Source organism: Streptomyces sp. NPDC045287 (assembly GCF_056432325.1).
This window is the reverse complement of the sequence record NZ_JBWKJG010000004.1, coordinates 55842-69757: the sequence shown is the minus strand read 5'-3', so window position 1 is coordinate 69757 and position 13916 is coordinate 55842. Positions and strand designations below refer to the sequence as shown.

16 protein-coding genes are annotated in these 13916 nt (G+C 72.9%); 13 read left to right on the top strand and 3 right to left on the bottom strand.

The window, feature by feature from the left end:
- Positions 1 to 14 precede the first annotated feature (14 nt).
- From AC07D6_RS08625 to AC07D6_RS08600, 6 genes are all read left to right on the top strand, one after another.
- Positions 15 to 1019: an ABC transporter permease gene (locus AC07D6_RS08625; protein WP_315875532.1), complete on the top strand. Its 1005-nt coding sequence runs from the start codon at positions 15 to 17 to the stop codon at positions 1017 to 1019.
- A 1-nt stretch (position 1020) separates the two neighbouring features.
- The gene (locus AC07D6_RS08620; RefSeq protein ID WP_315875531.1) at positions 1021 to 1974 is read left to right on the top strand and encodes an ABC transporter permease; all 954 of its coding nucleotides are present in this window, start codon (positions 1021 to 1023) and stop codon (positions 1972 to 1974) included.
- A 6-nt stretch (positions 1975 to 1980) separates the two neighbouring features.
- Positions 1981 to 2982: an ABC transporter ATP-binding protein gene (locus tag AC07D6_RS08615; protein ID WP_315875530.1), complete on the top strand. Its 1002-nt coding sequence runs from the start codon at positions 1981 to 1983 to the stop codon at positions 2980 to 2982.
- Complete coding sequence (locus AC07D6_RS08610) at positions 2979 to 4061, top strand: ABC transporter ATP-binding protein (protein WP_315875529.1); 1083 nt, start codon at positions 2979 to 2981, stop codon at positions 4059 to 4061. Before AC07D6_RS08615 ends, AC07D6_RS08610 begins: the two co-directional genes overlap by 4 nt.
- Positions 4062 to 4236: 175 nt before the next feature.
- Positions 4237 to 4914 (top strand): trimeric intracellular cation channel family protein, encoded by a 678-nt coding sequence (locus tag AC07D6_RS08605; RefSeq protein WP_479043031.1) that lies wholly within the window; start codon positions 4237 to 4239, stop codon positions 4912 to 4914.
- A 26-nt stretch (positions 4915 to 4940) separates the two neighbouring features.
- A complete protein-coding gene (locus AC07D6_RS08600; protein WP_479043030.1) occupies positions 4941 to 5765 on the top strand; it encodes a thioesterase family protein in 825 nt (274 codons plus the stop codon).
- Positions 5766 to 5815: 50 nt separating this feature from the next.
- On the opposite strand, the gene AC07D6_RS08595 is transcribed toward AC07D6_RS08600, so the two are convergent.
- Positions 5816 to 6448 (bottom strand): TetR family transcriptional regulator, encoded by a 633-nt coding sequence (locus AC07D6_RS08595; protein WP_479043028.1) that lies wholly within the window; start codon positions 6446 to 6448, stop codon positions 5816 to 5818.
- A 99-nt stretch (positions 6449 to 6547) separates the two neighbouring features.
- On the opposite strand from AC07D6_RS08595, the gene AC07D6_RS08590 reads away from it, so the two are divergent.
- From AC07D6_RS08590 to AC07D6_RS08580, 3 genes are all read left to right on the top strand, one after another.
- Positions 6548 to 6706, top strand: coding sequence for a hypothetical protein (locus AC07D6_RS08590; RefSeq protein ID WP_315875525.1), 159 nt, complete (start codon positions 6548 to 6550; stop codon positions 6704 to 6706).
- Between the two features lie 107 nt (positions 6707 to 6813).
- Positions 6814 to 7176 (top strand): hypothetical protein, encoded by a 363-nt coding sequence (locus AC07D6_RS08585; RefSeq protein WP_479043027.1) that lies wholly within the window; start codon positions 6814 to 6816, stop codon positions 7174 to 7176.
- A gap of 82 nt (positions 7177 to 7258) precedes the next feature.
- Positions 7259 to 8422 (top strand): cysteine desulfurase family protein, encoded by a 1164-nt coding sequence (locus AC07D6_RS08580; protein WP_315875524.1) that lies wholly within the window; start codon positions 7259 to 7261, stop codon positions 8420 to 8422.
- Here the strand turns inward: AC07D6_RS08580 and AC07D6_RS08575 are convergent.
- A complete protein-coding gene (locus tag AC07D6_RS08575; protein WP_479043025.1) occupies positions 8419 to 9153 on the bottom strand; it encodes an N-acetylmuramoyl-L-alanine amidase in 735 nt (244 codons plus the stop codon). The genes AC07D6_RS08580 and AC07D6_RS08575 overlap by 4 nt on opposite strands.
- A 73-nt stretch (positions 9154 to 9226) precedes the next feature.
- On the opposite strand from AC07D6_RS08575, the gene mnmA reads away from it, so the two are divergent.
- From mnmA to AC07D6_RS08555, 4 genes are all read left to right on the top strand, one after another.
- A complete protein-coding gene (gene mnmA / locus AC07D6_RS08570; protein WP_315875522.1) occupies positions 9227 to 10354 on the top strand; it encodes a tRNA 2-thiouridine(34) synthase MnmA in 1128 nt (375 codons plus the stop codon).
- Positions 10355 to 10714: 360 nt separating this feature from the next.
- A complete protein-coding gene (locus tag AC07D6_RS08565; RefSeq protein ID WP_315875521.1) occupies positions 10715 to 11149 on the top strand; it encodes a hypothetical protein in 435 nt (144 codons plus the stop codon).
- Complete coding sequence (locus AC07D6_RS08560; RefSeq protein ID WP_479043023.1) at positions 11146 to 12936, top strand: alpha/beta hydrolase; 1791 nt, start codon at positions 11146 to 11148, stop codon at positions 12934 to 12936. Before AC07D6_RS08565 ends, AC07D6_RS08560 begins: the two co-directional genes overlap by 4 nt.
- Before the next feature lie 113 nt (positions 12937 to 13049).
- The gene (locus AC07D6_RS08555; RefSeq protein ID WP_315875519.1) at positions 13050 to 13538 is read left to right on the top strand and encodes a hypothetical protein; all 489 of its coding nucleotides are present in this window, start codon (positions 13050 to 13052) and stop codon (positions 13536 to 13538) included.
- Here AC07D6_RS08555 and AC07D6_RS08550 read toward each other — a convergent pair.
- Positions 13517 to 13843 (bottom strand): DUF427 domain-containing protein, encoded by a 327-nt coding sequence (locus AC07D6_RS08550; RefSeq protein WP_315875518.1) that lies wholly within the window; start codon positions 13841 to 13843, stop codon positions 13517 to 13519. The genes AC07D6_RS08555 and AC07D6_RS08550 overlap by 22 nt on opposite strands.
- Positions 13844 to 13916: the final 73 nt, after the last annotated feature.

Here is a 13916-nt window from a genome sequence, read left to right as displayed (position 1 = left end):
AAGGGGCATGCGGGGTGCTGCGACTCGTCGTACGAAGACTGCTACAGCTCATACCCACCCTGCTCGGCCTGTCGGTTCTCCTCTTCCTCTGGCTGAACCGGCTGCCCGGCGGACCCGCCTCGGCGATCCTGGGCGAACGGGCGACACCCACCGAAGTGGCGCGGATCAACCGGGCCCTGGGCCTCGACCAGCCGGTCTGGGTGCAGTACGGCCGCTTCCTCAAGCGTGTCGTCCAGCTCGACCTGGGCACCTCGACCAAGACCGGCCAGCCGGTGTGGGACGAGTTCGCCCTGCGCTTCCCGGCCACCGTGGAGCTGAGCCTCGCGGCGATGCTCATCGCCGTCGTCGTCGGCATCCCGCTCGGCTACCTCGCGGCCAGGCGCCGCGGCGGCTGGCTGGACGTGGCCTCCGTCTCCGGCTCGCTGGTCGGCATCTGCGTCCCGGTCTTCTTCCTCGCCCTCATCCTGAAGGGGATCTTCGCCGTCAACCTCGGCCTCTTCCCCAGCTACGGGAGGCTGTCGACCGGTCTCGACGCCACCGAGGTCACCGGCTTCGCCGTCCTCGACGGCCTCCTCACCGGCGAGTTCGACGCGACGTGGGACGCGCTGGTCCACCTGACGCTGCCGGCCGTCACCCTCGCCTCCATCCCGCTCGCCGTCATCGTCCGGATGACCCGCGCCAGCGTCCTGGAGGTCCTCGGCGAGGACTACGTCCGCACCGCCGAGTCCAAGGGCCTGGAGAAGAACACCGTCCGCGTCCGCCACGTGCTGCGCAACGCGCTGCTGCCGGTGGTGACCGCGGTCGGCCTGCTCACCGGCTCCCTCCTGTCGGGCGCGGTCCTCACCGAGTCCGTCTTCGCCTTCGGCGGCATCGGCTCCTTCATCAAGGACGCGATCGACGCCCGCGACTACCCGGTGCTCGTCGGCTTCATCATGTTCATCGCGATGGTGTACGTCGTCATCAACCTGCTGGTGGACCTGGCGTACAGCCTCATCGACCCGAGAGTGCGGGTGAACTGACGTGTCCACCAAGACGGACAAGATCGACCGCCTCGCGGAACTCACCCAGGCGAACGAGACGACGACCGGCGCCAGCCTGTGGCGCGAGGCGTTCCGCCGCCTCAAGTCCAGCAAGATGGCCGTCATCGGCGCCGCGATCATCGCCCTCTTCGTCGTCGTCGCCGTCGTGGGCCCGTGGCTCGCGCCGCACGCCCCGACCGCGCAGTCCTGGCGCGGGGAGGTCTTCCCCAACCAGGGCAGGTTCGTCGGAGCCCGCGGGGAGAACTGGTTCGGCCTGGACCACCTGGGCCGCGACATCTTCTCCCGGATGCTCGTCGGCGCCCGCCAGACGCTCCTCGTCGGTGTCGTGTCGATGCTCATCGGCCTGGTCGTCGGCGCCCTGATCGGCATGCTGTCCGGTGCCGCCGCCACCCTCGGCGGCAAGGCGGGCCGCCGGGTCGACACGGTCGTCATGCGCTTCATCGACATCCTGCTGTCGCTGCCGTCGCTGCTGCTCGCCGTCTCCGTCGCGGCCGTCATGGGCCAGTCCCTGACCACCGTGATGATCGCCGTCGGCGTCGTCCAGATCCCGGTCTTCGCCCGGCTGCTGCGCGGCTCGATGCTCGCCCAGGGCGGCTCCGACTACGTCCTGGCGGCCAAGGCCCTCGGCGTGCGCCGGAAGCGGATCGTCCTCACGCAGATCCTGCCGAACTCGCTCAGCCCCGTGATCGTCCAGGCGACCCTCAGCCTCGCCACCGCGATCATCGAGGCCGCCGCCCTGTCCTACCTGGGCCTCGGCAACCCCGACCCGGCCGTCCCCGAGTGGGGCGTGATGCTCTCCCAGGCGCAGCGGTTCTTCGACAACGCGCCGATGATGGCCGTCTACCCGGCGGTCGGGATCATCATCACCGCCCTCGGCTTCACCCTGCTCGGCGAGGCCATGCGCGAAGCCCTCGACCCGAAGCTGCGAGGCTGATCTGCCATGCCACTGCTCTCTGTGGACGAACTCACCGTCACCTTCGGCGGACGCGGACGCACCCCCTCCCGGGCGGTCGACGGGGTCTCCTTCACCGTCGACCAGGGCCAGGTGGTCGGCCTGGTCGGCGAGTCCGGCTGCGGCAAGTCCGTGACCTCCCTCGCCCTGATGGGCCTCCTCCCGCGCAAGGGCGTCACCGTCGGCGGGCGCGCCGTGTTCGACGGCGAGGACCTGCTCGCCATGGGCCCGAAGAAGATCCGGGACATGCGCGGCAGCAAGCTCGCGATGATCTTCCAGGACCCGCTGTCCTCGCTGAACCCGGTCATCCCGATCGGCGTGCAGGTCACCGAGATCCTCCAGCGGCACCGGGGCCTGAAGGGCGAGGCCGCCCGCAAGGAGGCCGCGCACCTGCTCGACCGGGTCGGCATCCCCGATCCGCGGCGGCGGCTCAAGGAGTACCCGCACCAGCTCTCCGGCGGCATGCGGCAGCGCGCCCTCATCGCCATGGCCGTGGCGTGCGCGCCCCGGCTGCTGATCGCCGACGAGCCGACGACCGCGCTCGACGTGACGATCCAGGCGCAGATCCTGGAGCTGCTGAAGGAACTCGTGGACGAGGAGGGCACCGCCCTGCTGATGATCACCCACGACCTGGGGGTCGTCGCCGGGCTGTGCGACCAGGTGAACGTGTTGTACGCGGGGAAGGCGGTGGAGTCGGCGGGCCGTCGCGAGCTGTTCGCCCACCCGACGCACCCGTACGCGCACGGGCTCCTCGGCTCCATCCCGCGCCTGGACGCCCCCCGGGGGGAGCCGCTCAACCCGATCCGCGGCTCCATCAACGACAAGATCGCCTGGGCGGACGGCTGCGCGTTCGCGCCGCGCTGCGACTTCTACACCCTGGAGTGCCTCACCGGCACGCCCCTGCTGACCGAGCCGCGCGCCGAGGGCCACCGGGTGCGCTGCGTCAACCCCGTCCTGCCCGACGCACCGGCTGAGGAGGTACCGGCATGAGCCTGCTCGAACTGGACGGTGTGAAGGTCCACTTCCCCGTCAAGAAGGGCCTCCTCTTCGACCGCACGGTCGGCCACGTGTACGCCGTCGACGGCGTCTCGCTGAAGGTCGAGGCAGGGCAGACGTACGGCCTGGTCGGCGAGTCCGGCTGCGGCAAGACGACGCTGGGCCGGGCGGTCCTGCGGCTGGTCGACGTCACGGACGGCGAGGTCGTCTTCGACGGCACCGACCTGGCGAAGCTGCCCGAGGAGGAGATGCGGAAGTTCCGCCGCCGCCTCCAGATGGTCTTCCAGGACCCGCTGGGCAGCCTGAACCCGCGCCAGAACATCGAGTCGATCCTCTCCGAGGGCATGCTCGCGCACGGCATCGGGGCGAACCAGGAGGAGCGCCGCGAGAAGATCAAGGCGATCCTGCAGCGGGTCGGCCTCCCGGCGAACGCCCTGTCGCGGTACCCGCACGAGTTCTCCGGCGGCCAGCGCCAGCGCATCGGCATCGCCCGGGCGCTGGTGCTGGAGCCGGACGTCATCATCTGCGACGAGCCGGTGTCGGCCCTGGACGTGTCGATCCAGGCCCAGGTCATCAACCTGCTGGAGGAGCTCCAGGAGCAGTTGGGCCTCACCTACCTGGTGATCGCCCACGACCTGGCCGTCGTCCGGCACATCTCGGACGTCATCGGCGTCATGTACCTGGGCTCCCTGGTGGAGGAGGCGCCGAGCGACGCGCTGTACGCGGCGCCGAAGCACCCGTACACCAAGGCCCTGATGTCGGCCGTCCCCGTGCCGGACCCGGAGGTGGAGGACCGCCGCGAGCGCATCCTCCTCCACGGCGACCTGCCGTCCCCCGCCAACCCGCCGACGGGCTGCCGCTTCCACACCCGCTGCCCCTGGGCCCGGCCCCGGTGCGGGGAGGAGCGCCCCGTGCTGGCGGACGTGGGCGGCGGCCACAAGGTGGCCTGCCACTTCGCCGCGGAGATCGAGTCCGGCGACCTGCCCCTGACCCGGCCCACGGGCGTGGAGGCGGTCGTGGGCGCGGCCCCGTCCCCGGCGGAGCCGCCGGAGGGCGTCGCGAAGGCGCCGTAGCCCGCCGCGGACGGCCCCGTACTGGACCTTGCGACGGACGGCCCCGTACCGGACCCCGCCGCGGACCGGGACCGGTACGGGCCGGGATCGGTACGGGCCGGGGCCGGTACGGGGCCGGTGGCGTACCGCGCGGGGCGGTTCACCGCCGGCGGGGCGCGCGGGGTAGAACAGTGCGGTGCTCCAGGACCTGTTCACGCCCTCCGTCCTCCACGCCCTCGAACTGGCGGGCATCTTCGTCTTCGCCATCTCCGGCGCGCTCCTCGCCGTGCGGAAGAACTTCGACGTCTTCGGCATGGCCGTCCTCGCCGAGGTCACCGCGCTGGGCGGCGGGCTCTTCCGCGACCTGGTCATCGGAGCGGTGCCCCCCGCCGCCTTCACCGACCTCGGGTACTTCGTCATGCCGCTGGTCGCCACGGTGCTGGTCTTCTTCCTCCACCCCGTCGTCGAGCGCACCCAGGCGGCGGTGAACGTCTTCGACGCCGCCGGGCTGGGGCTGTTCTGCGTGGCCGGGACGACCAAGGCGTACGAGTACGGGCTCGGCCTGACGCAGTCGGCCGTCCTGGGCATGGCGACCGCCGTCGGCGGCGGCGTCCTGCGCGACGTCCTGGCGAACGAGGCCCCCTCGCTGCTGCGCTGGGACCGCGACCTGTACGCCGTCCCGGCCATCGTCGGCTCGACCATGGTCGTGCTGTTCATCCGCTTCGAGGCGCTGAACCCCTTCACCAGCGGCATCGCCGCGCTCTCCGCGTTCGCCCTGCGCCTGCTCGCGCTGCGCTACCGCTGGCGGGCGCCGCGCGCCTGGAACCGGCGCTCCACGGCGGTCGAGGAACCCGCACACAAAGCTACCGCTTAGTATTTTGCTGTTGTACCGTTCTGGCCATGGACAGCAGCCAGTTCGACCGCGACACCGCGGTGACCCTCCGCGCGCCGGGCGTCTACGACACGGACCTCTCCGCCGACTGGACGATCTTCGGTGTCGTCAACGGCGGCTACCTGCTCGCCCTGCTGGGCCGCGCCCTCGGCGACGCCCTGCCGCACCCGCACCCCTTCTCGGTGTCGGCCCACTACCTGGCGCCCTCGCTCCCCGGCCCCGCCGTGATCCGCACCGAGACCGTCCGCGCCGGACGCACCCTCTCGACGGGCCAGGCGTCCCTCTTCCAGTACGCGCAGGACGGCACCGAGACCGAGCGGATCCGCGTCCTCGCCACCTACGGCGACCTCGACGCCCTCCCCGACGACGTGCGCACCAGCGCCAAGCCGCCCGCCATCCCGCCGTACGAGCACTGCTTTGGCCCGGCGGACGCGCCGACGCCGCTGCCCGGCTCCGCCGAGATCACGCGGCTCCTCGACGTCAAGCTCGACCCGGAGACCATCGGCTGGGCGGTCGGCGCCCCCTCCGGCAAGGGCGAGGTCCGCGCCTGGTTCGGGCTCGCGGACGGCCGCGACCCCGACCCGCTGTCCCTCCTCCTGACCGTCGACGCGCTCCCGCCGACCGCCTTCGAACTGGGCCTCAAGGGCTGGACGCCGACCGTCGAACTCACCGTGCACGTCCGCTGCCGTCCCGCGCCGGGGCCGCTGCGCGTCTCGATCACCACGCGCAACCTCGCCGGCGGCTTCCTGGAGGAGGACGCCGAGGTGTGGGACAGCGCCGACCGCCTGGTCGCCCAGTCCCGCCAACTCGCCCGCGCCCCGCGCGGGTCCTGACCCCGGACGCGGCGCCCCGGGGGGTGTGGCGCCCGGGGGAGGGCGGCCGGTCAGTCCAGCCAGTGGCGGCTGCCCAGCGCCACCAGCCGCAGCCGCCGCCGCGCCTCCCCCTCCACCCGCTCCCTGGCGGCCGCGTCCGGCCCGGCCGCCAGGAGCGCGGACGCGGTCGTCACCATGAGGTCGACGTACAGCCGCGCCAGCATCAGCAGGTCGTCCCGCCGCCACTGCGACGCCTCCGGGAGCCGGGCCAACTCGGCGGCAGCCTCCACGGCGAACCGGTCGAGTTCGCCGCCGATGGCGTCCCGCACCGGCCGTACCCCGCCGTGCCGCTCCCGCGCCAGGAACCGGACGTACGCCGGGTGCTCCCGCACCAGCCGGGCGACCAACTCCACCGCCCCCGCGATCCGCTGCTCGCTGTCCACGGTCGCCGCGAGGTTCGCCCGGACCGTCGTGTGCAGGCTGCCCAGCGACTCCTCCACGAGCGCGACGCCCAGATCCGCCATGTCGCGGAAGTGCCGGTAGAACGCGGTCGGCGCGATCCCCGCCGCGCGGGTCACCTCCCGCAGCCCCAGACTGCTCAGGCTCTGTTCCTCCAGCAGGGCCAGCGCCGCGTCCAGCAGCGACTGGCGGGTCCTCTGCTTGCGCGCCTGCCGGACGCCCGTGCCCCCGCTGGTGTGACTCATGCCATGCAGTAAACAGCCGTTCGTCGGGCGCCTCCAGGGGTACGCGTACCTGGACTGACCAGTCAGTGCACAAGTGTCAGCTCCACGAGAGGCAACACGATGCTCTTCCTCGTCGCCGCCCTGCTCCTGTTGGGCACGCTCATGGGCACGGCCGCGTTCGTCCCCCCGTCCGTCACGGCCGCCGGCGCCGCCGCCATCGCCGTGTGGCTGCTCGTCTTCGCCGCCCGCGAGCGCTCCGCCCGCCGGCGCCGGTACTGAAGGGAGGGCGCGCGATGGGCGCGGGGGACGCGGAAGGCGTGAGGGGTGCAAGGGGGCTGAAGGGCGTGGGGGGTGCAAGGGGTGTGAGGGACGTAAAGGACACCGCCGTGCCAGGGCATCGGGACACTGCCGTGTCGCAGCGCCGGGACGCCGCCGTGCCAGGGCACCGGGACGCCGCCGCGTCGCCGCACCGGGACGCCACCGTGCCAAGGCATCGGGACGCCGCCGTGTCGCAGCGCCGGGACGCCGACGGCATGGCCGTCGCCTCCTTCGTCCTCGGTCTCGTCGGCCTCCTCTTCCTCAACCTCCTCCTCGGCCCCACGGCCGTCTGCCTCGCCCTCCTCGCCCTGCGGCGCGGCACCGGGCGCCGCCGTCGCGCCCTGCTCGGCCTGGCCCTCGGAATCGCCGACCTCGCCGTGCTCGCCGCCCTCGTCACCGTGAACGGCACCGTCTCCTGGAACCTCGGCTGACGGCCCGCCGGAGGCGTCGGGAACGACCGGCCGGGCACGCCGCCGCCGGGCGCCCGTCCCGGGCTCGTAGAATCGGGGCACCATGGCTTACCTCGACCACGCCGCGACCACTCCGATGCTCCCGGAGGCGATCGAGGCGATGACCGCCCAGCTCGCCGCCACGGGCAACGCCTCGTCCCTGCACGCCGCCGGGCGCCGGGCCCGCCGCACCGTCGAGGAGGCCCGCGAAACGCTCGCCGAGGCGCTCGGGGCACGCCCCAGCGAGGTCGTCCTCACCTCCGGCGGCACGGAGGCCGACAACCTCGCCGTCAAGGGCCTCTACTGGTCCCGCCGGGCTGCCGACCCGCGCCGCGTCCGCGTCCTCACCAGCCCCGTGGAGCACCACGCCGTGCTCGACGCCGTCCACTGGCTCGGCGAGCACGAGGGCGCCACCGTCGAGTACCTGCCCGTCGACGCGTACGGGCGCGTGCACCCCGACGCGCTGCGCGAGGCCGTCGCCCGCGACCCCGGCAGCGTCGCCCTCGCCACCGTCATGTGGGCCAACAACGAGATCGGCACGATCATGCCGATCGACGAACTGGCCGCCGTGGCGAGCGAGTTCGACGTCCCGCTGCACTCCGACGCGGTCCAGGCCGTCGGCCAGGTCCCGGTCGCCTTCGCCGAATCGGGGCTCGCCGCCATGACCCTCTCCGGCCACAAGATCGGTGGCCCGTACGGCATCGGCGCGCTGCTCCTCGGCCGCGCCCACAACCCCGTCCCCGTCCTCCACGGCGGCGGCCAGGAACGCCACGTCCGCTCCGGCACCCTCGACGTCCCCGCCGTCGCCGCCTTCGCCGTCGCCGCGCGGATCGCCACCGAGCGCCGCGAGCGGTTCGCCCGCGACGTCGGAGCCCTGCGCGACGAACTCGTCGACGCCGTCCGCGCGGCCGTCCCGGACGCCGTCCTCGGCGGCGACCCCCACGACCGGCTCCCCGCCAACGCCCACTTCAGCTTCCCCGGCTGCGAGGGCGACTCGCTGCTGCTCCTCCTCGACGCGCAGGGCATCGAGTGCTCCACCGGCTCCGCCTGCACCGCCGGGGTCGCCCAGCCCAGCCACGTCCTCCTGGCCACCGGCACCGACCCGGACCTGGCCCGCGGCACGCTCCGCTTCACCCTCGGGCACACCTCCACCCGCGCCGACGTCGAGGCCCTCGCCAAGGCGATCGGCCCCGCCGTGGAACGCGCCCGCACGGCCGGCCTCAGCTAGGCCCCTCCCGCCTGCCCGCCCCCGGCCCCCTCCCGCCGGCCCGCCCGCGCCGCGCCCGCCGTGGGCGACGCGGACGGGGCCGGCGACGGGTTCGCCGCGGCCCGCCGGACCAGCTCCATGTACCGGTCCCAGTCCCAGTGCGGCCCCGGGTCGGTGTGGTCCGTGCCCTCCACCTCGACGTGGCCGATGATGTGCTCCCGGTCCACCGGTATGCCGTACCGGGCGCATATGCCCGCCGTCAGCCGCGCCGACGACGCGTACATCGCCGCCGTGAAGTCCTGCGGGCGGTCCACGAACCCCTCGTGCTCGATGCCGATGCTCCGCTCGTTCATCGCGCGGTTCCCCGCGTGGAACGCCACGTCCAGCTCGCGGATCATCTGTGCGACCCGCCCGTCCTTGCCCACCACGTAGTGCGTCGCCGCGCCGTGCCCCGGGTTCTTGAACACGCGCAGCGCCGTCGCGTAGCTGCCCTGCACCACGTGGATCACCACCCGGTCGATGCCGAAGTCGTCCGGTCGGTCCGCCCGCCGCCAGTTCGCCCGCGCCGCCGCCGTCCACTCCGCGCCCGCGTGGTCCAGCTCGCCCTCCACGCGCCTCTTCTCCGTGCCGGGCAGCCGCCACCACAGGTGCCGCAGCTCGTCCCAGCCCAGTACGGCCGCGCCCGCCGCCGCGGCGCCGCCGCCGATCAGCACGGCGCGCCGCCCCACCCGCCGGTTCTCTTCCCCGCCCATGTGTCTGCCCATGTGACGGAGAACGCTTACTCCCGCGACGACGGTTCCCGCGGCCCCGTACCCTGGTAGGGCTATGACTGAGACCTCCCAGCGCCCCCTCCGCGTCCTCGCCGCCATGTCCGGCGGCGTGGACTCCGCCGTCGCCGCCGCCCGCGCCGCCGAGGCGGGCCACGACGTGACGGGGGTGCACCTGGCGCTCTCCGCCAACCCCCAGTCCTTCCGCACCGGCGCCCGCGGCTGCTGCACCGTCGAGGACTCGCGCGACGCCCGCCGCGCCGCCGACGTGATCGGCATCCCCTTCTACGTCTGGGACCTGGCGGAGCGTTTCCGCGAGGACGTCGTGGAGGACTTCATCGCCGAGTACGAGGCGGGCCGCACGCCCAACCCGTGCCTGCGCTGCAACGAGAAGATCAAGTTCGCGGCGCTCCTCGACAAGGCCCTCGCCCTGGGCTTCGACGCCGTCTGCACGGGCCACTACGCCAAGGTCGTCACCCTCGCCGACGGCACCCGCGAGCTCCACCGCGCCTCCGATGCGGCCAAGGACCAGTCGTACGTCCTCGGCGTCCTCGACGAGCGCCAGCTCGCCCACGCCATGTTCCCGCTGGGCGACACGGTCACCACCAAGGACGAGATCCGCGCCGAGGCCGAGCGGCGCGGCCTGGCCGTCGCGAAGAAGCCCGACAGCCACGACATCTGCTTCATCGCCGACGGCGACACGCAGGGCTTCCTCGCCTCCCGGCTCGGCAGGGCCGAGGGCGACATCGTCGACGAGTCCGGCAACCGGCTCGGCAGCCACGACGGCGCGTACGGCTTCACCATCGGCCAGCGCAAGGGCCTGCGCATCGGCCACCCGGCGCCGGACGGCAAGCCCCGCTACGTCCTCGACATCTCGCCGGTGGACAACACCGTCACCGTCGGCCCCGCCGAGGCGCTGGACGTCACCGCGCTCACGGCGGTCAAGCCCCGCTGGTGCGGCCGCGCCCCCGAGGGCCCCGGCACGTACACGGCGCAGCTCCGCGCCCACGGCGGCGAGACGGAGGTGACGGCCGAACTCGTCGAGGGCGAGCTGCGCGTCTCCTTCACCGAGCCGGTCCGCGGCGTCGCGCCGGGCCAGGCGGTCGTCCTGTACGACGGCACCCGCGTCGTCGGCTCGGCCACCATCGCCACGACCACCCGCCGCACGACCGCCGCCGCCCTCTGAGGCCCGTCGGGCGCCTCCGGGGCACCCGACGGAAACCGACCGCGACGGCCGCGCCGGCGCCGCGCGCCCCGCCGCTCGTACGCGAACGGCGTGCCGTCCACGGACGCCGCCCGCCCCACGACGGACGCGGCCGGCACCCTGGCCGTCAGGCCCTCCGCACGGGAGCGGCCCCGCGAGCCGCCCCTTCGGGGAGAGTCCGCGGAGGATCGCCCTTCGCGGTACTGGAGGGGCGGCCCCGTCAGCCCCACGGTCCACGTGTGCCGGGAGCGACTCCGGGCTGGGCTAAGGTCTGTCCGTGCCCTTGTGCCTGCGTGCGCGGCACACACTCACGCGGACGGCGAGACCGGGGGGATGGTTTCGATGGAGTACTCGCAGCGCTGGCAGCAGATGTTCGGCCTTCCGCCCGACGACGGCGCGGACGCCCGTCTGGAGCTCGCCTCCGCGGCGGCGGACGGAGGCGGCGGGGGAACCAGCGGACAGGGCAGGTTGAAGCACACCGACGGGCCCTGGGGGAGGGCGTCCGGCACCGCCGCCGAGCTGAGCACCAGCACGGAGAAGAGCCGCAGCGCACTCGGCCCGGGGCACGACGGCATCAGCACCGGCGCCGCCGGGCTGGCTTCCGTGGCGTCGCTCAAGAGCGTGCTGAAGTCCTGGGAGGACCGCCTCGCCGCCGTCCGCGACGAATGCGACCACCTGGAGGGGGCGCTGCGGAAGGTCGCCGTGGAGATGGGCGAGACGGACGTCGCGGTGAAGGACACCATCGCACCGGTGAAGGCGGGCGGTGCCGCGAAGTGAGCAGCACGCTGACCTGGCAGCAGCTACGGGATCTGAAGCGGTCCGCGTTCGAGGACGCCGGCGACAAGTGGCACGAGGTCTCCCACAGGGCCGCCACGGACCGTACGCGTGTCGACCAGGCCATGACCAAGCAGCTTCGCGAGACGCAGGAGAGCGAGTCGGCGGAGAAGGCCGTCGAGCGGCTGCGGCGCCTCAGCCGGAACTTCCAGTACGTCCACTCCGAGTGCGGCCTCGTCCGCACGGCACTGAACGGCCTCGCGGCGGACCTGGCCGGACCCCAGCGCCTCCTCGAGGACGCCCTCGCGGACGCCGCCAGCATGAACCTGACGGTGAACGAGGACGGCTCGGTCGGCTACCCGGCCGCCGAGGTCGAGAACATCGCGGGCGACAAGCGGCAGGTGCCGGGCGGCACCGCCCTGGGCAGCGCCCGGCTCCCGCTGGACCCGTACCCGCTGGGCCAGGGCCCCAAGGCGCCGTACTTCAACGGACCGGGCCTCCTGCCGGTCAATCCGAACGCGTCCAAGGCGCAGGACGTGGCCGACCGGATCGCCCGTGCGGTCCGGGCCGCGCAGGAGGTGGACGCCCGGTACGCCAGGACCCTGAACGGACTCAGGGCGGCCAGGGGGCTCGACGTCACGTCCGCGATGATGAAGGACGTCGCCGCCGACACCGCCGCCGTGCGCGGTGCCGCCGCCTCCTACCTGGAGAAGGTCCCGGAGAGCCAGTCCCCGGCGGAGCGCAAGGCGTGGTGGGACGGCCTGACCGAGGAGCAGCGCCAGGAGTACCTGAAGATCGCGCCGGACCTGATCGGGGGCCTGGACGGCCTCCCGGCCACCGTCCGCGACGAGGCCAACCGGAACTACCTGCCGGTGCTGATGGACGAACTGGCCAAGGACGGCGGCGAGGACGCGCGGACCAAGCTCAACGCGCTCCGGCTGATCCAGGACAAGCTGAGCGAACCCAGCAGGCCGCCCATGTTCCTGCTCGGCATCGGCGACGAGGGCAACGGCCGGGCGATCGTCTCGTACGGCAACCCGGACACCTCCAGGAACGTGTCGGCGTACGTGCCGGGACTGGGGACGAAGCTCGACGACGGGTTCGTCAAGGACACGATGAAGCGCGCCCAGGACACGGCCCTCGGCGCCCGGGAGAACGACCCGTCCAGCGCCTCGATCGTCTGGCTCGGCTACGACGCCCCGCAGCACGTGGACGTGATGGGCACGGGGGACGCCGAACGCGGCGCGCCCTCCTACAACAGGTTCATGGACGGCCTCCAGGTCGCCAACCAGCACGACGACCCGCACCTGACGGCCATCGGGCACTCGTACGGCTCCCTCACCGTGGGAACGGCGGCGAAGCAGTCCGGTGGCATACCGGGCGTCGACGACATCATCCTGCTCGGCAGCCCGGGCGTCGGCGTGGACAAGGCGGAGGACCTCGGTGTCGGCAAGCAGCACGTCTTCGTCGGTTCCGCGGACAACGACCCGGTCACGCACCTGCCGACCAAGGACGAGGTCCTGCTGGCCGGGCCCGTGGGGTCACTGATCTACGGTGACGTCTTCGACTGGGGCGACGACGACATCTACTTCGGCAAGGACCCGTCCAGCGAGGCATTCGGCGCCCAGAGGTTCAAGGTGGACCCGGGGCCGCACCCGGTCACGGAACTCGGCGGCTTCGACGCCCACTCGCAGTACTTCACCCCGGAACTGGATCAGGTCTCGGCGGACAACATCGCCGCCGTTGTGGCCGGCCAGCCCGACAAAGTCGTCAAGGAGGCGTACCGGTGAAAGGGGTGCCGCGCAGGGTACGAGCCCTTCTGCTCGCAGTCATGGCAGCCGTTCTGGCAGTCGGTTGCGGTGTTATGGGGGAAAACCACGACGTCCCGAGGGAGAGAGCCTCCATGGACATGCAGGGTGCGGCGGATCGCGCGGACGCCATGCTGGACGAAACCTTCAAGGCCATCGTGCCGGAGGTGCGGTGGACGCACGACACGACGACCACCGGGAGCTGCGACGTCGTGCGCCGCCGGACCGTGCTGACCGTCATCTCCGAGGCGCGGCGCGGTAGCTTCCTCGGTCTCGTCGAGAGGGCGTGGAAGGCGAAGGGCTACCGGATCACGGCAGTGAGGGCCCACAAGGAGTCCCCGGCCGTTTATGCCGTCTCGCCCGACGGGTTCGGCATCAGGCTCCTGTTTGGGTACCAGGGGCAGGCGTTCTTCCAGGTGGCCAGCCCCTGCGTACAGGAGTCGGAGGTCGCCGACCCCAAGACCCCGCCGAACGGCCCGTCCTACCCGCCGGACCAGGAGATCCCCACCCCCAACGTCCGGTCCCCCTTCTGGTCGGCCGAGACGCCCGCGTCGCCCCCGGCTCAGCCCTCGTCCTCGCCGTAGAAGCAGAAGTACCCCTTGATCGCGGCGACCTCCGGCTTCGGGTCGGGGTACGCCCAGACGGCGTCCGGGCGGCCCGGCAGGGACCAGTACGACGCGGTGCCCTTGAACGGGCAGTGCGTGCGCGTGGCGGACGGCTCCAGCAGGTCCGTGCGCACGTCCTCGGGCGGCAGGTACAGCCGTACCGGACAGCCCGTCTCGCGCAGGGCCAGGGCGCGGGAGCTCTCCGCGACCGGCTCGCCGTCCCGTTCGATCCGGACCGGCCCGTCCGCCGGTTCGATGGTGATGCGGTGCCCTGAAGAGGTCATACCCGAAGCAACGGCCGGCGGCCCGGACCTGTTCCCCGCGTCGGCCCCCCGTCTCGCCCGGCCCCGTACGGTT

Coding starts and splice junctions, on each gene's coding strand:
- AC07D6_RS08615 (WP_315875530.1), top strand. CDS start 1,981: ATGCCACTGCTCTCTGTGGACGAACTCACCGTCACCTTCGGCGGACGC.
- AC07D6_RS08595 (WP_479043028.1), bottom strand. CDS start 6,448: ATGAGTCACACCAGCGGGGGCACGGGCGTCCGGCAGGCGCGCAAGCAG.
- AC07D6_RS08590 (WP_315875525.1), top strand. CDS start 6,548: ATGCTCTTCCTCGTCGCCGCCCTGCTCCTGTTGGGCACGCTCATGGGC.
- AC07D6_RS08600 (WP_479043030.1), top strand. CDS start 4,941: ATGGACAGCAGCCAGTTCGACCGCGACACCGCGGTGACCCTCCGCGCG.
- AC07D6_RS08575 (WP_479043025.1), bottom strand. CDS start 9,153: ATGGGCGGGGAAGAGAACCGGCGGGTGGGGCGGCGCGCCGTGCTGATC.
- AC07D6_RS08610 (WP_315875529.1), top strand. CDS start 2,979: ATGAGCCTGCTCGAACTGGACGGTGTGAAGGTCCACTTCCCCGTCAAG.
- AC07D6_RS08565 (WP_315875521.1), top strand. CDS start 10,715: ATGGAGTACTCGCAGCGCTGGCAGCAGATGTTCGGCCTTCCGCCCGAC.
- AC07D6_RS08550 (WP_315875518.1), bottom strand. CDS start 13,843: ATGACCTCTTCAGGGCACCGCATCACCATCGAACCGGCGGACGGGCCG.
- AC07D6_RS08580 (WP_315875524.1), top strand. CDS start 7,259: ATGGCTTACCTCGACCACGCCGCGACCACTCCGATGCTCCCGGAGGCG.
- mnmA (WP_315875522.1), top strand. CDS start 9,227: ATGACTGAGACCTCCCAGCGCCCCCTCCGCGTCCTCGCCGCCATGTCC.
- AC07D6_RS08555 (WP_315875519.1), top strand. CDS start 13,050: ATGGACATGCAGGGTGCGGCGGATCGCGCGGACGCCATGCTGGACGAA.